At 70.2% G+C, this 21,286-nt stretch carries 18 protein-coding genes; 9 read left to right on the forward strand and 9 right to left on the reverse strand.

Annotated features, from left to right (window positions below):
- Positions 1–122 precede the first annotated feature (122 nt).
- Together AB0877_RS25640 and AB0877_RS25645 are read right to left on the reverse strand one after the other, a co-directional pair.
- The gene (locus AB0877_RS25640; protein WP_112583765.1) at positions 123–1,073 is read right to left on the reverse strand and encodes a malate dehydrogenase; all 951 of its coding nucleotides are present in this window, start codon (positions 1,071–1,073) and stop codon (positions 123–125) included.
- Positions 1,074–1,199: 126 nt separating this feature from the next.
- Positions 1,200–2,060, reverse strand: a complete 861-nt coding sequence (locus tag AB0877_RS25645) for a bifunctional methylenetetrahydrofolate dehydrogenase/methenyltetrahydrofolate cyclohydrolase (RefSeq protein WP_354972629.1) — start codon at positions 2,058–2,060, stop codon at positions 1,200–1,202.
- A 463-nt stretch (positions 2,061–2,523) separates the two neighbouring features.
- Here AB0877_RS25645 and AB0877_RS25650 point away from each other — a divergent pair, with 463 nt between their 5' ends.
- The 5 genes from AB0877_RS25650 (at position 2,524) to AB0877_RS25670 (ending at position 8,281) form a co-directional block, all read left to right on the forward strand.
- Positions 2,524–4,125: an ABC transporter substrate-binding protein gene (locus AB0877_RS25650; protein ID WP_366612041.1), complete on the forward strand. Its 1,602-nt coding sequence runs from the start codon at positions 2,524–2,526 to the stop codon at positions 4,123–4,125.
- A 197-nt stretch (positions 4,126–4,322) separates the two neighbouring features.
- A complete protein-coding gene (locus AB0877_RS25655) occupies positions 4,323–5,261 on the forward strand; it encodes an ABC transporter permease (RefSeq protein WP_238658631.1) in 939 nt (312 codons plus the stop codon).
- Between the two features lie 6 nt (positions 5,262–5,267).
- Positions 5,268–6,224 carry an ABC transporter permease gene (locus tag AB0877_RS25660; RefSeq protein WP_366612042.1) on the forward strand — a complete coding sequence of 319 codons (957 nt, stop codon included), beginning with the start codon at positions 5,268–5,270 and terminating at the stop codon, positions 6,222–6,224.
- Between the two features lie 7 nt (positions 6,225–6,231).
- The gene (locus AB0877_RS25665; protein WP_366612044.1) at positions 6,232–7,263 is read left to right on the forward strand and encodes an ABC transporter ATP-binding protein; all 1,032 of its coding nucleotides are present in this window, start codon (positions 6,232–6,234) and stop codon (positions 7,261–7,263) included.
- Positions 7,244–8,281 carry a dipeptide ABC transporter ATP-binding protein gene (locus AB0877_RS25670; RefSeq protein WP_366612045.1) on the forward strand — a complete coding sequence of 346 codons (1,038 nt, stop codon included), beginning with the start codon at positions 7,244–7,246 and terminating at the stop codon, positions 8,279–8,281. Before AB0877_RS25665 ends, AB0877_RS25670 begins: the two co-directional genes overlap by 20 nt.
- Before the next feature lie 170 nt (positions 8,282–8,451).
- Here AB0877_RS25670 and purH read toward each other — a convergent pair whose 3' ends face one another.
- Both purH and purN read right to left on the reverse strand, forming a co-directional pair.
- Positions 8,452–10,023: a bifunctional phosphoribosylaminoimidazolecarboxamide formyltransferase/IMP cyclohydrolase gene (gene purH / locus AB0877_RS25675; RefSeq protein WP_366612047.1), complete on the reverse strand. Its 1,572-nt coding sequence runs from the start codon at positions 10,021–10,023 to the stop codon at positions 8,452–8,454.
- The gene (gene purN, locus AB0877_RS25680) at positions 10,020–10,640 is read right to left on the reverse strand and encodes a phosphoribosylglycinamide formyltransferase (protein ID WP_091406347.1); all 621 of its coding nucleotides are present in this window, start codon (positions 10,638–10,640) and stop codon (positions 10,020–10,022) included. The genes purH and purN overlap by 4 nt, the downstream gene beginning before the upstream one ends.
- A 287-nt stretch (positions 10,641–10,927) precedes the next feature.
- Between purN and AB0877_RS25685 the strand changes: the two genes are divergently transcribed.
- Positions 10,928–11,476 carry a DUF4190 domain-containing protein gene (locus tag AB0877_RS25685; protein WP_366612049.1) on the forward strand — a complete coding sequence of 183 codons (549 nt, stop codon included), beginning with the start codon at positions 10,928–10,930 and terminating at the stop codon, positions 11,474–11,476.
- Between the two features lie 55 nt (positions 11,477–11,531).
- Here the strand turns inward: AB0877_RS25685 and AB0877_RS25690 are convergent, their stop codons facing one another.
- Positions 11,532–12,821, reverse strand: a complete 1,290-nt coding sequence (locus tag AB0877_RS25690; RefSeq protein ID WP_366612051.1) for a DUF6350 family protein — start codon at positions 12,819–12,821, stop codon at positions 11,532–11,534.
- A gap of 200 nt (positions 12,822–13,021) precedes the next feature.
- On the opposite strand from AB0877_RS25690, the gene AB0877_RS25695 reads away from it, so the two are divergent.
- Positions 13,022–13,288, forward strand: a complete 267-nt coding sequence (locus AB0877_RS25695) for a DUF4190 domain-containing protein (protein WP_196919730.1) — start codon at positions 13,022–13,024, stop codon at positions 13,286–13,288.
- A gap of 76 nt (positions 13,289–13,364) precedes the next feature.
- On the opposite strand, the gene sucD is transcribed toward AB0877_RS25695, so the two are convergent.
- From sucD to AB0877_RS25710, 3 genes are all read right to left on the reverse strand, one after another.
- Positions 13,365–14,252, reverse strand: a complete 888-nt coding sequence (gene sucD / locus AB0877_RS25700; RefSeq protein ID WP_366612053.1) for a succinate--CoA ligase subunit alpha — start codon at positions 14,250–14,252, stop codon at positions 13,365–13,367.
- A gap of 2 nt (positions 14,253–14,254) precedes the next feature.
- On the reverse strand, positions 14,255–15,433 hold the full coding sequence (sucC, locus tag AB0877_RS25705; protein ID WP_091406357.1) for an ADP-forming succinate--CoA ligase subunit beta: 1,179 nt from the start codon (positions 15,431–15,433) through the stop codon (positions 14,255–14,257).
- Positions 15,434–15,863: 430 nt separating this feature from the next.
- On the reverse strand, positions 15,864–16,268 hold the full coding sequence (locus tag AB0877_RS25710; protein ID WP_088987674.1) for a cobalamin B12-binding domain-containing protein: 405 nt from the start codon (positions 16,266–16,268) through the stop codon (positions 15,864–15,866).
- 485 nt (positions 16,269–16,753) lie between these two features.
- Here AB0877_RS25710 and AB0877_RS25715 point away from each other — a divergent pair, with 485 nt between their 5' ends.
- Both AB0877_RS25715 and AB0877_RS25720 read left to right on the forward strand, forming a co-directional pair.
- The gene (locus AB0877_RS25715) at positions 16,754–17,461 is read left to right on the forward strand and encodes a M23 family metallopeptidase (protein WP_366612054.1); all 708 of its coding nucleotides are present in this window, start codon (positions 16,754–16,756) and stop codon (positions 17,459–17,461) included.
- A 273-nt stretch (positions 17,462–17,734) separates the two neighbouring features.
- Positions 17,735–18,508, forward strand: a complete 774-nt coding sequence (locus AB0877_RS25720) for a M23 family metallopeptidase (protein ID WP_366612056.1) — start codon at positions 17,735–17,737, stop codon at positions 18,506–18,508.
- Positions 18,509–18,596: 88 nt separating this feature from the next.
- On the opposite strand, the gene pcrA is transcribed toward AB0877_RS25720, so the two are convergent.
- Entirely contained in the window at positions 18,597–21,002 is a 2,406-nt protein-coding gene (pcrA, locus tag AB0877_RS25725) for a DNA helicase PcrA (protein WP_366612058.1), read from the reverse strand.
- Positions 21,003–21,286: the final 284 nt, after the last annotated feature.

Here is a 21,286-nt window from a genome sequence, read left to right on the forward strand (position 1 = left end):
GGCGCCACCCCCTACTTTAACTGGTTGTTCTACCCCCCGACTGGTGGGGCGTATTTCTCAATCCGGTTGCGCACCCGGGGGGGGGGGCCGGCGCGCCCTTCGCTGATGCTGTGGTTCGGGAACTACATGCTGGAGATGTCGCCCTGCTTGGCGCGGACGGCTTCGGCAGCCTCCAGGAGGCTGGCGCGCTCGTCGGCGTCCAGGTCGGTCTCGACGACCCGCTTGACGCCCTCGGCGCCGATCTCGGCCTCGACACCCAGGTAGACACCGGAGATGCCGTACTCGCCGTCGACCCAGGCGCAGACCGGCATGACCTCGCCGGAGTCCTCCGCGACGGCCTTCGCCATCCGGGCCGCGGCAGCGGACGGGGCGTAGTAGGCCGAACCGGTCTTGAGCAGCGCGACCACCTCGGCGCCACCGTTGCGGGTCTTGACGACCAGCTCCTCGATCTGCTCGGCCGGCATGGCGTCGCGCAGCGGCTTGCCATTGACGGTGCTCTTCGACGGCACCGGGACCATGGTGTCGCCGTGCGAGCCCAGGGTCAGGGTGCGTACCGATGCCACCGGCACGTTCAGCGCCTCGGCGACGAAGTTGCTGAACCGGGCGGTGTCGAGCATTCCGGCCTGGCCGAGCACCCGGTTCTTCGGGAACTGGGTGGCGAGCTGGGCCAGCGCGGTCATCTCGTCCAGCGGGTTGGAGACCACGATGACGACGGCGTTCGGGGCGTACTTGGCGACGTTCTCGGCGACCTGGCGGACGATCTTGGCGTTGGTCTCCAGCAGGTCCATCCGGCTCATGCCGGGCTTGCGCGGCAGACCAGCGGTGATCACGACGACGTCGGAGCCCTCGATGCTCTCGTAGCCCTCACCGTTGGGGCCGGTGGTCACGCCGACCACCTTGGTCTCGAAGCCCTCGATGGCCCGGGACTGGTTGAGGTCGAGCGCGAGGCCCGCGGGCTTGCCCTCCACGATGTCGGTGATCACTACGGTGTCGAAGACGTCGTACTCGGCCAGGCGCTGTGCGGTGGTGGAGCCGTAGAAGCCAGCCCCGACGACAGTGACCTTCTTACCCATGGTCGTCCCACTCCCTGATACCAGTCGGTTTTCCGGACCGTATCAGTCATCCTGGCACCGAACAGGGCAGGGGCGGCGGCCGTCGCCGGGATGGGGCGAACGTCACCGACGTCGTCGCCGTCCGGTTCAGCCGCGCTCGGCGCGCTCGACGACGTTGCTGAGCAGCATGGCCCGGGTCATCGGGCCCACGCCGCCGGGCATGGGGACCAGCGCGCCGGCCGTCTCGGCCACCTCCGGGTCCACGTCGCCGGTGTAGCGGCCCTTGCCGTCGGCTCCGATGACGCGGGTGATGCCGACGTCCACCACCACCGCGCCGGGGTTGATCATGTCGGCGGTGAGCAGACCCGGTACGCCGGCCGCGACGATGACGATGTCGGCGGCGCGGGTGTGCGAGGCGAGGTCGAGGGTGCCGGTGTGGCAGAGGGTGACGGTGGCGTTCTCGCTGCGCCTGGTGAGCAGCAGGCCGAGCGGTCGGCCGACCGTGTTGCCGCGACCGACCACCGCGACGGTGGCCCCGCGCAGCGCCACGTCGTGCCGGCGGAGGAGCTCGACGATGCCGCGCGGCGTGCACGGCAGCGGACCGTCGTAGCCGAGCACGAGCCGACCCAGGTTGACCGGGTGCAGGCCGTCGGCGTCCTTGTCCGGGTCGATCAACTCCAGCACCCGCTGGGTGTCGAGGTGGGCCGGCAGCGGCAGCTGGACGATGTAGCCGTGGCACGCCGGGTCGGCGTTCAGCTCGGCCAGTACGTCGTCGACCTGCTGCTGGGTGGCGTCGGCGGGCAGTTCGCGGCGGATCGAGGCGATGCCCACCTCGGCGCAGTCGCGGTGTTTGCCGTTGACGTACGCCTGGCTGCCCGGGTCCGCCCCGACCAGCACCGTGCCGAGCCCGGGGGTGATGCCGCGTTCCGCCAGTGCCTTCACCCGGATGCGCAGCTCGTCTTTGATCTCCGCTGCGGTTGCCTTGCCGTCCAGAAGCGTCGCCGTCACGACCAGATCGTCTCACGGCCACCGCCTGCGGATCAGACGACCTCGCTGCGGACCGTCCGCCGCTCCACTGCGGTGGGGCGGCGGACGGACGAGCCGTTGAAGTAACCGTGCGTGAGGTGTTGCTAGTCACTTTCTGTGACGCTTTATGGATTCGGTCACTGTCGAACCAGACAGGCCAGACCGTATCCACGGAGAAGGGATGGCAGCCCCAGGCGGCGCCGACATGACCGGGAGGGGGTCGAACACACCGTCGAACGCCGGGATTTCAGCAGGCCACGTCAATGAGTCCGGTTTGGGGTAGCAGATTCACCCGCCCCCGACAACCGAATCAACCCCGGACCGTTACCCACCCGCAACCGCGTCGTTGTCGAAGACCCGTCACCGACCTACCGTTACCGCTTGTTGCGCAGCGTAAACCCAGCGTCGGGCCTGACTGCGCAGCGTGAGGAGATGAGGAGGCTCAATGCGAGTTCGTAGACTCGCCGCCTGGACCGCCCTCCCGCTCGCGGTGACGCTGGGCCTCGCGGCCTGCGGCAGCGGCGGAGACGGTGGATCCGGTGGCAGCGACAGTTCGGTGGTCAGCATCCAGATCGCCGAGCCGAAGCACCTGGTTCCCACCAACACCACCGAGACGTCCGGTTCGCAGGTCATCGCCGGCCTGTTCAGCCCGCTCGTCGACTACGACGCCCAGAACAAGCCGTACGAGGTCGCCGCGCAGTCGGTCACCTCGTCCGACAACAAGGTCTGGACGATCAAGCTCAAGGACGGCTACACCTTCCACAACGGTGAGAAGGTCACGTCCCAGAGCTACATCAACGCGTGGAACTACGGCGCGTACGGCCCCAACGGCCAGGACACCAACCCCTTCTTCGAGAAGATCGCTGGTTACGCCGACCTGCAGGGCAAGGCGCCGAAGGCCAAGGAGATGTCCGGCCTGAAGAAGGTCGACGACCTCACCTTCACCGCGACGCTCTCCGAGCCGTACATCGACTTCAAGACCACGCTGGGCTACAACGCGTTCTTCCCGATGCCGGACGCCGCGTTCTCGGCTCCGGGCGTGCTCAAGGACTCCTACGAGCAGGCCCCGATCGGGCAGGGCCCCTTCAAGATGAAGGGCACCTGGCAGCACGACAGCAAGATCGACGTCGAGCGCTACGACGCCTTCCCGGGCGAGAAGCCCAAGGTCAAGAACATCGAGTTCCGGATCTACCAGCAGCTCACCGCGGCCTACGCGGACGTCCTGGCGGACAACCTGGACGTGCTGCCGACGATCCCGACCGAGAGCCTGAGCACCGCGCCGAGCGACCTGGGTGACCGGTACAAGACCAGCCCGATGTCGTCGTTCCAGTTCCTCGCGTTCCCGACGTTCGACAAGGACTACAGCAAGCCGGACGTCCGCAAGGCCATCTCGATGGCGATCGACCGTGACGAGATCACCAAGTCGGTCTTCAAGGGTTCGCAGACGCCGGCACGCTCCTTCGTCTCGCCGGTGCTGCCGGGCTACCGGGACGACACCACGGGCAAGTCGGGTGAGTTCAACCCGACCGAGGCCAAGAAGCTCTACCAGGCCGCCGGTGGTCCCTCGAAGATCGTCATCTCGTACAACGGCGACGGCGGTCACAAGGACTGGGTCGACGCCACGGTCAACCAGCTCAAGACCAACCTGGGTGTCGACGCGGTGGGTTCGGCCGAGCCGAAGTTCGCCGACCTGCTCACCAAGGTCGAGAAGAAGACGCCGGTGGGTGCGTTCCGGATGGGTTGGGTCATGGACTACCCGACCATGGAGGACTACCTCGGCCCGCTGTACAGCACCAACGGCTCGTCGAACTACTACGGCTACAGCAACCCGGAGTTCGACAAGCTGGTCAAGGAGGGTTCCGCCGCCAAGACGCAGGACGAGGCGATCGCCAAGTACCAGCAGGCGGAGGACATCCTGGCCAAGGACATGCCGGTGATCCCGCTCCGCTTCGGCGAGAACGTGTTCGGCCACTCGTCCAAGGTCAAGAACGTGGAGATGGACCTGTTCCAGCGGGTCAACCTCGTCAAGATCGAAGCAGCCAGCTGAGCTGAGCACGGTGCGGGCCACCCGGGCGACGAAGCCCGGGTGGCCCGGACCGCACCACCGGGGGCCGGACCGCAGCTGCGGGTCCGGCCCGGTGGTGCCGGCTCCCCCGGGCCGGACGCCGCGTCTCGGATATTTCGGGTACGACCAGAGATGCCGTCCTGCGACCCTTTCGCACATTTCCGGAGAGACTGCTAAGCATGTTCCGCTACATCCTGCGGCGCCTACTGCAGATGGTCCTGGCGTTCTTCGGGACCACCCTGATCGTCTACGCGCTGACATTCGCCGGGCAGGGCGACCCGATCCAGGCGCTCGCCGGCGAACGGCCGGTGACGCCAGCGCAGCGGGCCTACCTGACCGAGAAGTACCACCTGGACGCCACGGGCGTCGGCGGCTTCTTCTACCGCTACTTCGACTACGTGAAGAACCTGCTCCAGGGCAACCTGGGCGAGTCACTCACCGGTCGGAACATCGGTGACATCCTCCAGCAGGCCTGGCCGGTCACCGTGCGGCTCGCGCTCATCGCGCTCGCTGTGGCGATCATCTTCGGCGTCACCGCCGGTGTGCTCGCGGGCATCCGTCGGGCCAGCATCTTCGACAACTCGACGCTGGTGCTGACCCTGCTGGTGCTGGGCATCCCGACCATCGTGCTGGCGCCACTGGCGCAGTACTTCCTGGGTGTCAAGTGGCAGCTCTTCCCACCCACCGCCGGCTCCGACCCGACGTTCTACGCGCTCCTGCTGCCCGGCATCGTGCTCGGCTCGCTGTCGTTGGCCACCGCCCTACGACTCACCCGGGCCTCGGTGGCGGAGAACCTGCGCGCCGACTACGTCCGGACCGCCCGGTCCAAGGGCCTGGTCAAGCGACGGATCGTCGTCGTCCACGTGCTGCGCAACTCGCTGATCCCGGTGGTCACCTTCCTCGGTGTGGAACTGGGCAACCTGATGAGCGGCGCGATCATCACCGAGGGCGTCTTCAACATCCCCGGCGTGGGCTTCAACCTCTTCCGCGGCATCCGCACCGAGGACGGCCCCCTGGTGGTGGGCATCGTCAGCGTGCTCGTCGTGGTCTACCTGGTCTCGAACCTGGTGGTGGACGTCCTGTACGCCGTACTCGACCCGAGGATCCGCTATGAGTGAGCTGGCATGAGTGACTTCGAAACTGTGGCGGCCACCGAGAACCAGGCCGCGCGACGTGGCCCCTCGGGGGAGCCGGGCACGCCCAACCAGGTCGGCGCCGCGAACAAGCCCCGCAGCCTGGCCGGGGACGCCTGGCGCGACCTGCGCCGCAACCCGATCTTCTGGATCTCGCTGGCGCTGGTCGTCATCTTCACCCTGATGGCCCTGCTCCCCGGGGTCTTCACCGCCAACAACCCGAACGACTGCCTGCTCTCCCGGCAGCACGCCGGGCCGTCCGGCGGGGCCATCTTCGGGTACGACTTCCAGGGCTGCGACACGTACTCCCGGGCGGTCTACGGCACCCGGGCTTCACTGCTGGTCGGCGCGCTCGCCGCCCTCGGCACCGGCATCATCGCGCTGGTGGTCGGCATGTTGGCCGGTTACTTCGGCCGCTGGGTCGACGCGGTGCTCTCCCGGGTGATCGACGTGGTGCTCGGCATCCCGCTGCTGCTGGCCGCGATCGTGCTGCTCAAGCGGGTGTCCAGCGACAGCCAGGCGGCCCGGATCGGCGCGGTCGTCTTCGTGCTGGCCCTCCTCGGGTGGACCACCGCCGCCCGCGTGGTCCGGTCCTCGGTGATCACCGCCAAGGAGCAGGACTACGTCGCGGCGGCCCGGATGCTCGGCGCCGGCAACGGCCGGATCATGTGGCGGCACATTCTGCCGAACTCGCTGGCCCCGGCGATCGTCGTGCTGACCATCGCGCTCGGCTCGTTCATCGCGGCCGAGGCGACGCTCTCCTTCCTCGGCATCGGCCTGAAGGCGCCCACCATCTCCTGGGGGCAGGACATCGACACCGGCCGGATCCACATGCGGGAGGCGGCCACCCCGTTGATCGTCCCGTCGGCCTTCCTGGCACTGACCGTGCTGGCGTTCATCATGCTCGGCGACGCGATCCGTGACGCCTTCGACCCGAAGCTGCGGTGAGATCATCATGACCGTCAATCCCACTCCCGCCTCCGCCACTCCCGAGGGCGGGCACCTGCTGGAGTTGCGGGACCTGCACGTCGAGTTTCGCACCAACGAGGGTGTCGCCCGGGTGATCAACGGGGTGTCGTACCACCTGGACGCCGGCGAGACCCTTGCCGTGCTCGGCGAATCCGGCTCGGGCAAGTCGGTCACCGCCCAGGCGATCATGGGCATCCTGGACACCCCGCCCGCGTTCGTCCGCTCCGGCCAGATCCTCTACCAGGGTGAGGACCTGCTCACCCGCTCCGAGGAGCAGCGCCGGCAGGTACGCGGCAAGGAGATCGCGATGATCTTCCAGGACGCGCTCTCCGCCCTGAACCCGGTCTTTCCGGTCGGCTGGCAGATCGGTGAGACGCTGCGTCAGCGCGGCGGCATGTCCCGGGCCGACGCTCGACGGCGTGCCGTCGAGCTGATGGATCTGGTCAAGATCCCGGGTGCCGCCAAGCGGATCGGCGACTTCCCGCACCAGTTCTCCGGCGGCATGCGGCAGCGCGTCATGATCGCCATGGCGCTGGCGCTGGACCCGAAGGTGCTGATCGCCGACGAGCCCACCACGGCCCTCGACGTGACCGTGCAGGCCCAGATCATGGACCTGCTGGCCGACCTGCGCCGGGAACTCAACATGGCGATGATCCTGATCACCCACGACCTGGGTGTGGTCGCCGGTGTCGCGGACCGGATCGCGGTCATGTACGCCGGCCGGATCGTCGAGCACGCCGACGTCCGCTCGCTCTACAGGGCGCCCGCCCACCCGTACACGAAGGGTTTGTTGGAGTCGATCCCGCGCCTGGACGTTCGCGGCCAGGAGCTGTCGACGATCAAGGGGTTGCCGCCGAACCTGATGCGCATCCCGTCCGGCTGCCCGTTTCACCCCCGGTGCCCGTACGTCCAGCAGGTCTGCGTGGACGAGGTGCCGCACGACCTGGTCCTCGGCGACGGCCGGACCAGCGCTTGCCACTTCGCGCAGGAGGTCCGTGATGACAGCGTCGCCCGCTAACCCCACGAAGGTCCGCGGCGAGACCATTCTCTCCGTCGACAACCTGGTGAAGCACTTCCCGATCACCCAGGGCGTGCTGTTCCAGCGGCAGATCGGGGCGGTGAAGGCCGTCGACGGGGTGAGCTTCGAGCTGCGTCGGGGCGAGACGCTCGGTGTGGTCGGCGAGTCCGGCTGCGGCAAGTCCACCCTCGCCCGGCTGCTGATGCGGTTGGAGACGCCCACCTCCGGGCGCGCCACGCTGGAGGGCAGGGACCTGTTCAAGGCTTCCGGGGGTGAGCTGCGCCGGCTGCGCCGCAACATGCAGATGGTGATGCAGGATCCGTACACCTCGCTGAACCCGCGGATGACCGTCGGCGACATCATCGGCGAGCCGTTCGAGATCCACCCGGATGCCGCGCCGAAGGGCAGCAAGGCCAAGCGGGTCCAGGAACTTCTGGACCTGGTCGGGCTCAACCCGGAGCACATCAACCGGTACCCGCACCAGTTCTCCGGCGGTCAGCGTCAGCGCATCGGCATCGCCCGCGCCCTCGCGCTGAAGCCCGAGATCATCGTCTGCGACGAGCCGGTGTCGGCGCTGGACGTCTCCATCCAGGCCCAGGTGATCAACCTGCTCAAGCAGCTGCAGGGCGAGCTGGGGCTCTCGTACATCTTCATCGCGCACGACCTGTCGGTGGTGCGGCACATCGCCGACCGCGTCGCGGTGATGTACCTCGGTCGGATCGTCGAGATCGGCACCGAGGACGAGATCTACGAGCGGGCCACCCACCCGTACACCCAGGCTCTGCTCTCCGCGGTGCCGGTGCCGGACCCGGAGGCCCGCGACCAGCGCAACATGATCCGGCTGGTCGGCGACGTGCCCAGCCCGGCCGACCCGCCCAGCGGGTGCCACTTCCGGACCCGCTGCTGGAAGGCCCAGGACATCTGCGCCACCCAGGACCCGGCGACGGTGCCGAGGGCAGCGGACCCCCACCCGTCCGCCTGCCACTTCGCCGAACTCCGCCCCACCACCACACCCTGACCCCACCCCACCCCACCCCGGCCCCGGCCCCGGCCTCGGCCGTTGATCATGAAGTTATTGCCCTGCACATCGGCGTGTCAGGGCAACAACTTCATGATCGACGAGGTCGAAGCCGGCGGGTCGAAGCCGGCGGGTCGAAGCCGGTGGGTCGAAGCCGGTGGGTCGAAGGGTCAGTGGAAGAAGTGGCGGGTTCCGGTCAGGTACATCGTCACGTTGGCCTTCCTGGCCGCTTCGATGACCTCCTCGTCGCGGATGGAGCCGCCGGGCTGCACGATGGCCCGGACGCCGGCGTCGATGAGGATCTGCGGGCCGTCGGCGAACGGGAAGAACGCGTCCGAGGCGGCGACCGAGCCGCGGGCCCGGTCGGCGCCGGCGCGGGTGACAGCGAGCTGCGCCGAGTCGACCCGGTTGACCTGACCCATGCCGACCCCGACGGTGGCACCGCCCTTGGCCAGCAGGATCGCGTTGCTCTTCACGGCGCGGACCGCCCGCCAGGCGAACGCCAGGTCCCGCAGCAGCTCCTCGTCGGCGGCCTCACCGGTCGCCAACTGCCAGTTGGCCGGGTCGTCGCCGGGGGCGTCCACCCGGTCGGCGACCTGGGCCAGGACGCCGCCGGTCACCTGCCGCACCTCCACCAGCGCCGGTGTCCAGGCGGGTGCCCGCAGCAGCCGGATGTTCTTCTTGCCCTGCAACACCTCGACCGCGCCCTCGTCGAAACCGGGGGCGACCACCACCTCGGTGAAGATCTCGGCGACCTGCCGGGCCAGCTCGACCGAGACCGGCCGGTTGACCGCGATGACGCCGCCGAACGCCGACACCGGGTCGCAGGCGTGCGCCAGCCGGTGCGCCTCGGCGACATCTGCGCCGACTGCGATCCCGCACGGGTTGGCGTGCTTGATGATCGCCACCGCCGGCTGGTCGGCGAAGTCGTTCGCGGCCCGCCAGGCGGCGTCGGCGTCGACGTAGTTGTTGTACGACATCTCCTTGCCGTGCAGCTGCTCGGCCTGGGCCAGCCCGGCCGGGGCGTCCGGGTCGGTGTAGAGCGCGGCGGGCTGGTGCGGGTTCTCGCCGTAGCGCAGCGCTGTCGACTTGCGCAGCGCCAGCCCCGCGAACCGCGGCCACGAGTCGTCGGCGGGTGCCAGCTCCTGCGCGAACCACCGGGCCACCGCCACGTCGTACTCGGCGATGTCGGCGAACGCCCGGGCGGCCAGCGCGCGGCGCTGGGCCACAGTGAAGCCGCCCTCGGCGAGCGCGCCGAGCAGCGCCGGGTAAGCGGCCGGGTCGGTGAGCACGGCGACCGAGGCGTGGTTCTTGGCGGCGGCGCGCACCATGGCCGGGCCGCCGATGTCGATCTGCTCCACGCACTCCTCGACGTCGGCGCCGGAGGCGACGGTCTCCTGGAACGGGTACAGGTTGGAGATCAGCAGGTCGAACGCCGCCACGCCCAGCTCGTCGAGCTGCGCGACGTGGGTGTCCTTGCGCAGGTCCGCGAGGAGGCCCGCGTGCACCTTCGGGTGCAGGGTCTTCACCCGGCCGTCGAGCACCTCGGGGAAGCCGGTCACCGTCTCCACCGGCGTCACCGGCACCCCGGCGGCGGCGATGGTGCCCGCCGTGCTGCCGGTGGATACGATCTCCACGCCGGCCGCGTGCAGGGCCTGAGCCAGCTCGACCAGCCCGGTCTTGTCGTAGACGCTGACCAGCGCCCGCCTGATCGGGCGGCGCCCGTCCTGAGTGGGACTCACGGAACCGTGACCTTCCTTCCGGTGATGGTCCAGCCTTCGCGGACCAGCCGACCGACCTGCTCGACGAGCTGGCGTCGCTCGGCTTCCTTGATGCGCTCGGTGAGCGTGTCGACGTCGTCGTCGTCGAGCACCGGCACCGCGACCTGCGCGACGATCGGCCCGGTGTCCATGCCGGCGTCGACGAAGAAGAGGGTGGCTCCGGTCAGCTTCACGCCGTAGGCGAGAGCGTCACGCGGGCCGTGGATGCCGGGGAACGCCGGCAGCAGCGTGTTGTGGGTGTTCAGGTAGCGGTCGCCGAAGGCGGCGAGGAAGTGCGGGCCGACCAACTTGAGGAAACCGGCGGAGATGACCAGGTCGGGCTGGTGCTTCGCGACGTGCGCGGTGAGCGCGCGGTCCCAGTCTTCCCGGGTGTCGTGGTCGCGGACCCGCTCGACGAAGGTGGGCACCCCCGCCGCGTCGGCCCGGTCCAGGCCCGCGATGCCGTCGCGGTCCGCGCCGACCGCGACGACCTGTGCGCCGTACGCGGGGTCGGCGGCGGCGTCCAGCAGCGACTGGAGGTTGCTCCCGGAGCCGGAGATGAGGACGACGATGCGGGCGACAGGCGCGGGCTCGGTCACCGGGCCACCCTATCGGGCAGGTCAGGGACGCCCTTCGACTGGGCGGCTCGCCGATCTTCGACAGTGCCGACGTGCGTCGACCCGGTACGCTGCCGCTCGCTCGGGCCGGACGCCGCACCGGCCCACACCGCCCCTGATCCGGCACGCGAAGCGGTCGACTAGGAGCTTTTTGCCTGGTTTGGGAGACATGTCGTCCTGTTGCTGTACTGGGCTTTGGGAGGACTGACCGCGATCATGGATGGAAATAAGAGCACCAACTGACGGAACCAGTCCAAGGAGCTTCTCGAATGCAGCCCGGTAACCCCGGTCAGGACCCGTACGGCCAGCAGCCCAACCAGGACCCGACCGCTCCCCAGCCGCCGGCCTCCCCGTACGGCCAGCAGCCGACCTCCGGCCAGCCGTACGGTCAGCAGCCCAACGACCCGTACGCCGCGCCGCAGGCCCCGTACGGTCAGCAGCCCACCTCGGGCCAGCCGTACGGTCAGCAGCCCAACGACCCGTACGCGCAGCAGCAGCCCCCGTACGGCGCGGGCCCGACCTACCCGAACGCCGGGTACCCGCAGGCGCAGGGGCAGAACAACACCCTCGGCCTGGTCTCGATGATCCTCGGTATCGCGTCGATCCCGCTGGTCTGCTGCCTGTACCTGGGCATCCCGGTCGGCATCGCGGGCATCGTGACCGGCTACCTCGCCAAGCAGAAGGTGGCCCAGGGTCAGGCCAACAACGCCGGCCAGGCCAAGGCCGGTCTGATCTGCGGCGCGGTCGGCGTCGGGCTGGGCATCCTGCTGCTCATCCTGAGCGTGGTGGCGCAGGTCAACCTGCCCACCCAGCCCTGACGGGTTCGGATGTCGACGGGGCGCTCCGGGTTCACCCGGGGCGCCCCGCGCTCGTCTACTGGGCGGGCCCGCGGGTCAGCGCCCGGGTGGCGGCGGCACCGATCAGCGCGCCGACCGCTATGACACCGGCCGCCACCGCACCGACCTGCCAACCCACCGGGCCGACCTGGGACAGCCGGCCGGCGCCGAGCGGCCCACCGGAGACCGCCGCGGCCGCACCGAGCACCACCCCGGCCACCGGCCCGGCCAGCATCGCCGGCACCAGCAGACCGGCCCAGCGCCGGGCGGCCCGCTCCGGCCCGCCGAGTCGACTCACCCGCCGGGCGAGCAACCAACCGGCGACCATCCCGGCCAGCACCGGCACCGCGAGCAGCAGGGTGCCGAAGCCGTCCACCGGGCCGCGCGGCAGGCCAGCGAGCAGCGGCACGGCCGGCAGCGCGCCGACCGACACCTCGCTGGTGCGGACCGCGGTGTCCGTCCCGACCGCGAACCCCGGCCCGAGCAGGTAACTGGTCGACCAGACCGCCGCGTTAGGCGCGTACGCGACGCTGACCAGGGTGATGCCGGCCTGCCCGGCGACCCCGGTCCGGTACGCCCCGATCATGTCGGCCGCGTCGCCGCCACCGGTGGCCACCGCCAGGCCGGCCGCTCCCGCGCCCGCGCCGAGCAGCAGCAGCCCGGCCACCAGGCCGGTGCGAACGCCGTCGCGCACCGGGCTCGGAAGGCGGGAGACGAGCAGCCGGGTCACGGCGGTGATCCGGACCGCGCCGACCAGCGCGGCGAGTGTGCCGACCGCCGCGAACGTGGCGCCCGCCCGGATCAGCGAGACATTCGGCCCGCCGGTGCCGACCAGCACCGCCGCGAGCGCGCCGAGCAGCGCGTACGCGACGCCGACCGCGACCGCGGCGAGCAGTGCCCGGCGCGGTGAGCGGGTGTCGCGAGCACCGATCGCGCGGCTGACGTGCACGCCGGCGCGGCTCAGCCGCCAGAGCGCGAGCACTGTCAGCGCCAGCGGGGCGAGCCCGAGCGGCCCGGTCTCGGTGTGCAACGGCACGCCGTGCCCGAGCAGCCAGCCGGCCAGCGCGGTGCGCAGGGCGCCGGTCAGGGTGGTGCCATCCGCGCCGAGCTGCACCAGGCCGAGCACGATGGCGACCGGCAGGTACGAGGTGACGGCGGCCCAGGCGGCGGCCACCCCGGCGGCGACGGGCAACGGCGCCCGCCCGCGCGGCGACTCACCGGCGCGAGGCGCGGGCACCCGCCGGGCCGGTGCGGCACGGTCGACCGGCCGGTCGTCGGCGCTCACACCGCCGGGACGGCTGGGACGGTCAGGGGTGACGGGGGACATCCGCTCTACTCTGGCACGTCGCGCGGGCGGTGGCAGTCCGTTAACCCCTCCTAAGGTCGGCGAGTTCACCGAACCGACGTCCTGCCCACCCGGGCCGGTCTAGCCTCGGCCCTGAGGGGGCGCGAGTCGCCGCCACCCGGGACGGGCCCGCCGGTCGCGGTCCAGGCCGGCACGTCGCCCACGAGCGCTCGGAGGAAGCTGTGACGACGCCATACCCGCCTCCCCCGCCACCACCGGCCCGGGGACGCGACCGAACCACCCTCTGGGGCGTGCTGGGCATCGTGCTGGGGCTGATCTGCTGCGGCATCTTCGGCATCGTCTTCGGCTACCTGTCCATCCGCGACGCCCGGCGGTACGGGCAGTCGCCGCTGCTCGGTTACCTCGCCATCGCGTTCGGCGTGATCAACATCATCGGTGGGGCGATCCTGCGCTCGACCGGCAACTACCCGTTCTGGAACAACGACTGACGCGTACGCCGAAGGGGGCCGACCGTGACCGGTCGACCCCCTTCGCGCTGCCAATCGACTTAGGGCCTGTTGCGCCCTAGCTGCCGGACATGATCTCCCGCATCAGCTTCGCGGTCTCGGTCGGCGTTTTGCCGACCTTGACGCCGACGGCCTCCAGCGCCGCCTGCTTCGCCTCGGCGGTGCCGGCCGAGCCGGAGATGATCGCCCCGGCGTGACCCATGGTCTTGCCGGGCGGAGCGGTGAAGCCGGCGATGTAGCCGACCACCGGCTTGGTGACCTTGGCCTTGATGAACTCGGCGGCCCGCTCCTCGGCGTCGCCACCGATCTCACCGATCATGACGATGGCGTCGGTCTCCGGGTCGGCCTCGAACGCCGCGAGGGCGTCGATGTGGGTGGTCCCGATGATCGGGTCACCGCCGATGCCGACGCAGGTGGAGAAACCGATGTCGCGCAGCTCGTACATCATCTGGTAGGTCAGCGTGCCGCTCTTGCTGACCAGGCCGATCCGGCCGGAGCCGGTGATGTCGGCCGGGATGATGCCGGCGTTGGACGCGCCCGGCGAGGCGATGCCCGGGCAGTTCGGCCCGATGATCCGGGTCCGCTCGCCCTGCGCCACGTTGTACGCCCAGAACGACGCGGTGTCGTGCACCGGGACGCCCTCGGTGATCACCACGGCCAGATCGATCGCGGCGTCGATCGCCTCGACCACGGCGGCCTTGGTGAACTGCGGCGGCACGAAGATGACAGTGACGTCGGCCCCGGTCTGCGCCATCGCGTCCGCGACGGACGCGAAGACCGGCAGCTCGGTGCCGTCGAAGTCGACGGTCTGGCCCGCCTTGCGCGGGTTGACGCCACCGACGACGTTGGTGCCGGCGGCCAGCATCCGCCGGGTGTGCTTGGAACCCTCGGAACCGGTCATCCCCTGGACGATGACCTTCGAGTCCTTGGTCAGCCAGATAGCCATGATCAGACCCCCGCAGCTGCCAGCTCGGCGGCCCGCTCGGCCGCACCGTCCATGGTGTCCACCCGCTGCACGAGCGGGTTGTTCGCGCTGTCCAGGATCGCCCGGCCAGCCTCGGCGTTGTTGCCGTCGAGACGGACGACGAGCGGCTTGGTCACCTGCTCGCCGCGCTGCTCCAACAGGGCCAGCGCCTGGATGATGCCGTTGGCGACCTCGTCGCAGGCGGTGATGCCGCCGAAGACGTTGACGAAGACGCTCTTCACGGCCGGGTCGGAGAGCACGATCTCCAGCCCGTTCGCCATCACCGCGGCGCTCGCGCCGCCACCGATGTCGAGGAAGTTGGCGGGCTTGACGTTGCCGTGCCGCTCACCGGCGTACGCGACCACGTCGAGGGTCGACATGACCAGACCCGCGCCGTTGCCGATGATGCCGACCTCGCCGTCGAGCTTGACGTAGTTGAGGTCCTTGGCCTTGGCGGCCTGCTCCAGCGGGTCCACAGCGGCCTGGTCGACCAGCGCCTCGTGGTCCGGGTGCCGGAACGCCGCGTTCTCGTCCAAGCTGATCTTGGCATCGAGCAGCAGCATCCGGCCGTCGCCGTTCTTGGCGAGCGGGTTGACCTCGACCAGGGTGGCGTCCTCGGCGACGAACGCCTGCCACAGGCCGACGGCGATCTCGACCACCTGGTCGGCCACCTCGGCCGGGAAACCGGCGGCGGTCACGATCTCCCGGGCCTTGGCCTCGTCAACGCCCTTCACGGCGTCGATCGGGGCCTTCACGACCTTGTCGGGGGTCTCGGCGGCGACCTGCTCGATGTCCATGCCGCCGGCGACGCTGGCGATGCAGAGGAAGGTGCGGTTCGCCCGGTCGAGCAGGTACGAGAAGTAGTACTCCTCGGCCACGTCCGCGGTCACCGTGATCATGACCTTGTGGACGGTGTGACCCTTGATGTCCATGCCGAGGATGTCGGTGGCCCGAGCCACCGCCTCATCCGGGCCCTCGGCCAGCTTGACGCCGCCGGCCTTACCTCGGCCGCCGACCTTTACCTGCGCCTTGACGACCACACGGCCGCCAAGGCGTTCGGCGATCGCGCGGGCCTCTTCCGGGGTAGTGGCGACGCCGCCGGCCAGCACGGGCAAGCCGTGCCGCTCGAACAGGTCCCGCCCCTGGTACTCGTACAGGTCCACGATTGCGCGTCCCGTCCCGTCTCCGCGGCGCGCCGTCGCGCCGCCACCAGCGTTCAGAAAACAGTTTGACGCCTGTCATCAGTTGAAACAGGCCATTGGCCGCAGCCTAGCGAGGTCGGCACCACCGGCAACCGAGCGGGTGCGCGGTGTGCGGTAATGCACAACCGGACATCAGGTGTGGCCGGTTTCCGGCTATGACCCGGTGGCATCCACCGTCCGGGCGATGTTGCCCGGCTTGCGTAACCCTGCCGTGGGGGCGTCGTTGAGTCAGATGTCGGAGCGCTGAACAGCGCAAAGACGGGATACGGCCGATGCCCTGTCGGTCGAGGGGTGGCGGCGGGGCATCGTGCATAGAGGGGCCGGACGTGTGAGGGGTGCGTCCGGCCCCTCCCCCGTGCCCAGAATCAGTGGGCAGCAGTTCGGCGTTTCCTCAGGAGACCGGCTGGGCCACGTTCTCTCGGACCCACTCGACAATTGCCTGGGTGGTGGCGCCCGGCGTGAAGATCTTCGCGACGCCCAGCTTCTCCAACTCGGGAATGTCGCCGTTCGGAATGATGCCGCCACCGAACACGACGATGTCGCGGGCGTCCCGCTCACCGAGCAGTTCCAGCACCCGCCGGAAGAGCGTCATGTGCGCCCCGGAGAGCACGGACAGGCCGACCGCGTCGGCGTCCTCCTGGATGGCGGTCTCCACGATCTGCTCGGGAGTCTGGTGCAGGCCGGTGTAGACGACCTCCATGCCGGCGTCCCGCAGGGCGCGCGCGACGACCTTCGCGCCCCGGTCGTGGCCGTCCAGGCCCGGCTTCGCGACGACGACCCGAATCCGAGAGCTCATCAGCGCACACCTTTCACCGGCTTGACCGCCTTCACCTTAACGAACGGTAACCCGGCCGGCCCGGCCCGGGAAATCCGGGCTCCGTCACCGGCCGTTACCCGGCGTGTCCACCGCGCAACCTGAGGTGTCCACCCCGGTATCGTCCCGGCTTGGCCCGAGCCGCGCCGCTGGCAGGGCCGGGACGTCATCCCGGCACGGTCCGGAGTCAAGCCGGACGACTCCGCCGGAACGGTCACGCTCGGCGACGAACGGGCAGCGAGGGGGGCACCGTTCAGCGTCACGATGCATGACAATCACGGACGCAAACGGACAGATCGACACGCCAATTTTTCGGTCTAGCTTGTGACTCGCCTGGTGGTTGGCTAACGTGTCCACGGTTGTCATCAGGTCCATGGACGGGTGACGACGCGGTCAGCGGACGCCTCACTGGAGTCTCAGAGGACGTTCCACCGGCCGCTTCGGAACCCCGACAACGGAGGGTGTGCGTGCGCCAGCGCCTGTCGTCTGAGCCCGATCGATATCGCGGTCGCCGCCGCGTACCCACCCCACCCCGCAGCCGCTACGCCGCTGTCGTCACCACCGCGTTCGTCGGTGCCGGCATCGTGGCCCTCGGCGCGAGCGCCCTGCCGGACGCCAAGGACGTCAGCCCGACGGTCCTCGACGAGCTCAAGCAGGCGTCGGTCACCAGCCAGGACGCCGCGGCCCGTGCGGACAACGCCGACCGCGCCTCCCGGGACAGCCGCAGCACGGACAGCGCCGAGAAAGAGGTCTGGCTGCTGCCGCTGCAGGGCTACGACTTCAACTCCCCGTACGGCGTCCGCTGGGGCAAGATGCACACCGGCGTGGACCTGGTCGCCCCCGAGGGAACGCCCTACGTGGCGATCCACGACGGGCTGGTCACCAAGGCCGGCTGGTTCGGTGGGTACGGCAACGCCGTGATCGTCCAGCACACCGACGGCAGCGAGGCCATCTACGGCCACTCCTCCGCGGTCAGCGTCAAGGAAGGCCAGCAGGTCAAGGCGGGCGACCAGCTCGGCCTCGTGGGCCAGACCGGCCACGCGTACGGCACGCACCTGCACCTGGAGATCCATGTCAAGGGGCAGCCGGAAGACCCGGTGCCGTTCCTCCAGGAACGCGGGGTGGACATCAAGCTGCAAGTCGAGGCAATTTACAGCGAGGTAGCCGCCTCCTGACAGCGCGCAACGACCGTTGACCGCCCGGATCTGTCGATCCGGGCGGTTTTTCGTTAGGCGGCGCTCGCCGATGTATCCCGGGTCACAGCAGTGGATGTGACCGACGGCACCCGCCAGCATGATCACTTTTCCGGATGTAGTGCCGCGAAGCGGGTCATATCCGGGCACCCTGCCGTCCGCTCTCCGTCCGAAGGTTCGGTCCCCCCGCCTGCCACGTCTCGGTCCGACACCAGTATTTCGAGGTCAAGTGCCCCTCGACTGTGAAGGTCCGCCGTGCAGGAAGACAGCCCCGTCCAGAACGAGAACACCCCCGACACCAGCCAGACCGCGCCGTCGCGGCGCACCGGCCGGCGGAACCGCCTCATCGTGCTCGGGGCCGCCGCCCTGGTAGCCCTCGGCCTCGGCGGTGTCGCCGTCGCCACCAGCGGCACCAACGCCCCGACACCCGCCGCCGTGTCCCTCGACGCGCAGTCCCGGGCCGAGGCCGCGGACCGGGCCGACCGCTCGGTCCGTGAATCGAGCGCCCCGGCCACCCCCTCGCTCAGCCCGACGCCGAGCCCATCGGCGGTCAGCACCAGCCCGGCCCCCACGAAGACCGTCGCCAAGGCCAAGCCGAAGCCAAAGCCGAAGAAGACCACCAGGCCCACACCCGCCTGGGTCGACCCGATGCCGGGCGCGGGGGTCACGTCCTGCTACGGGCAGCGCTGGGGCACCCTGCACGCCGGTATCGACCTGGCGCTGCCCTCCGGTACGCCGATCCACGCCGCCGCCGCCGGCACCGTGACCCAGGCCGGCGACGCCTCCGACGGGTACGGCAACTCCGTCTTCATCGACCACGGCAACGGCTACCTGACCCACTACGCCCACCAGAGCCGCATCGCCGTCACCGTCGGCCAGGCGGTCAAAGCCGGCCAGGTCATCGGCTACGAGGGCGCCACCGGCGATGCCACCGGCCCGCACCTGCACTTCGAGGTGCACCAGGGCATGTGGAACCAGATCGACCCGGCCCCGTTCATGCGGGCCCGCGGCGTCGACCTGGGCTGCTGAGGCGACATCCCGGCGCTCTCCGCGGGTGACGACAAGGAAAGAGTGGCCTCAGCGGTACGCGAGGCCACTCTTTCCTGATCCAGAAGGGTCAGAGCTTGTCGACCGGGGCGTGCCGGAGCACCAGCCACATGGTCTGGTCGCCGAAGTCGATCTGCGCGCGGGCGCCCGGGCCGTGCCCCTCGACGGCGAGCACCCGCCCCAACCCGTACCGCTGATGGTTGACCCGGTCACCCGCGGACACCTTCGGCCCCTGCGGCAGCTCGCTGGCGGTGGTCAGTCGGCTGGCGTCCACTCCGAGCCGCTGGGCCAGCTGCGCCGCCTTCGGCGTACCCCCGGTGAAGTTGCCACGCGCGCCGGGCGCGCGGTCCGCGCGGCCGCCGACGCCGCCGCCCCCGCCGGCCCACGAGGTGTACGACCCCTCGGTGCGCTCCCAGTGCACCAACTCGGCGGGCAGCTCCTCCAGGAAGCGCGACGGCGGGTTGTAGGACGGCTGCCCCCAGGCCGAGCGGGTCACCGCCCGCGAGAGGTAGAGCCGCTGCCGGGCGCGGGTGATGCCGACGTACGCCAGTCGGCGCTCCTCCTCCAACTCGCGGGTGTCGCCCAGCGAGCGCAGGTGCGGGAAGACGCCGTCCTCCAGCCCGGTCAGGAAAACCACCGGGAACTCCAACCCCTTGGCGGTGTGCAGCGTCATCAGGGTGACCACGCCCTGGTGGTCAGGGTCGTCGGAGGGGATCTGGTCAGCGTCGGCGACCAGGGCCACCTGCTCCAGGAAGCCGGCCAGGGTGGCCCGCTCCCCCTCCTCGCCCAGCGCCTCGATCCGCTCGGTGTACTCGCGGGCGACGCTGACCAGCTCCTGGAGGTTGTCCACCCGGCCGGCGTCCTGCGGGTCCAGGCTCTCCTCCAGCTCGGTGAGGTAGCCGGATCGGGTCAGCAGCGCCTCCAGCACCTCCTCCGGGGTGCCGGTCTCGGCCAGCTCGCGGGCGCCGTCGAGCAGCGCCACGAAGTCCGCGATGCCGTTGGCCGCCCGGCTGGAGATGCCCGGCGCCTCCCGGGCCCGGCGCAGCGCCGCGCCGAACGAGATCCGGTCGCGGCTGGAGAGCGCCTCGACACACGCCTCAGCGCGGTCGCCGATGCCCCGGCGCGGGGTGTTGAGCACTCGCCGCAGGCTCACCGTGTCGTCGTCGTTGACCACCGAACGCAGGTACGCCAGGGCGTCGCGGACCTCCTTGCGCTCGTAGAAGCGCACCCCGCCGACCACCTTGTAGGGCAGGCCGACCCGGATGAACACCTCCTCGAAGACGCGGGACTGGGCGTTGGTGCGGTAGAAGACGGCGACGTCGCCGGGGCGGGTCTCGTCGGCGTCGACCAGCCGGTCGATCTCCCGGGCCACCCAGTCGGCCTCGGCGTGCTCGGTGTCGGCGACGTAGCCGACGATCTGCTCGCCGGCGCCGGCCTCGCTCCACAGTCGCTTGGGTTTGCGGGAGGTGTTGCGGTCGATCACCGCGTTGGCCGCGTTGAGGATGGTCTGGGTGGAGCGGTAGTTCTGCTCCAGCAGGATCGTCCGCGCGTCGGTGAAGTCCCGTTCGAACTCCAGGATGTTGCGGATCGTCGCGCCCCGGAACGCGTAGATCGACTGGTCGGCGTCGCCGACCACGCACAGCTCGGCGGGCTCCAGCCCGTCGGTACCGGAGACCAGCTCCTTGATCAGGACGTACTGGGCGTGGTTGGTGTCCTGGTACTCGTCCACCAGCACGTGCCGGAACCGCCGGCGGTAGCTCTCCGCGACGTGCGGGTGGGACTGGAGCAGGTGCACCGTGGTCATGATCAGGTCGTCGAAGTCCAGTGCGTGTGCCTCACGCAGCCGACGCTGGTAGAGCGTGTAAGCCTCGGCCAGCGCCCGCTCGTTGGGGCCGGTGGCCCGCGCCGCGAACTGCTCCGGGTCGACCAGCTCGTTCTTGAGGTTGGAGACCTGGGCGGCCAGCCCACGCGCCGGGTAGCGCTTCGGGTCGAGATCCAGCTCGCGGGTGACCAGCTGCATCAACCGGCGGGAGTCGTCCGCGTCGTAGATCGAGAACGTCGACTTGAGGCCGGCGTGCTCGTGCTCGGCCCGCAGGATCCGCACGCAGGCCGAGTGGAACGTCGACACCCACATCAGGCGGGCCCGGGGGCCCACCAGCGCGGCGACGCGTTCCTTCATCTCACCGGCGGCCTTGTTGGTGAAGGTGATCGCGATGATCTCACCGGGGTGCACGTCCCGGGCGGCGAGCAGATAGGCGATCCGGTGCGTGAGCACCCGGGTCTTGCCGGACCCGGCGCCGGCCACGATCAGCAGCGGCGAGCCGGCATGGCTGACGGCATCGCGCTGCGGCCCGTTCAGCCCGGCGAGCAGTTGCTGCGGATCGAGACGCGCGGCGGTCGCCCCGGGTCGGTGCGGGCGGGCCGGCGCGGACTCCGGCGCAGGCGGGGACGCGGGGATGTCGAAGAGAGGATGCATCGCCCGACAAGTCTATGCCGCGGGTCGGACACTGCGCCGCTGGCGCTCAGCAGCCCGTGCCCGACGGCCAGCACCATCCGGGCGCCGCCACGGCGCGACGTGCGCCCTTCGCGACGCGGAATGCTTGCGCACTCGGCTGCGGCGTGGGCATACTCGACGGCGTGATCGCTGCGCGCTTCTCCTTTTACTATGGCACCGGGAGTCCGGCTGCCGTAGGTCGCGCCTGATCGTTCAGACCTGCTAAAGCCCCGGGCTCCTGGAGTCCGGGGCTTTTTCCGTCCCAG

This window comes from Micromonospora sp. NPDC047644 (assembly GCF_040704315.1).
Lineage (GTDB): Bacteria > Actinomycetota > Actinomycetes > Mycobacteriales > Micromonosporaceae > Micromonospora.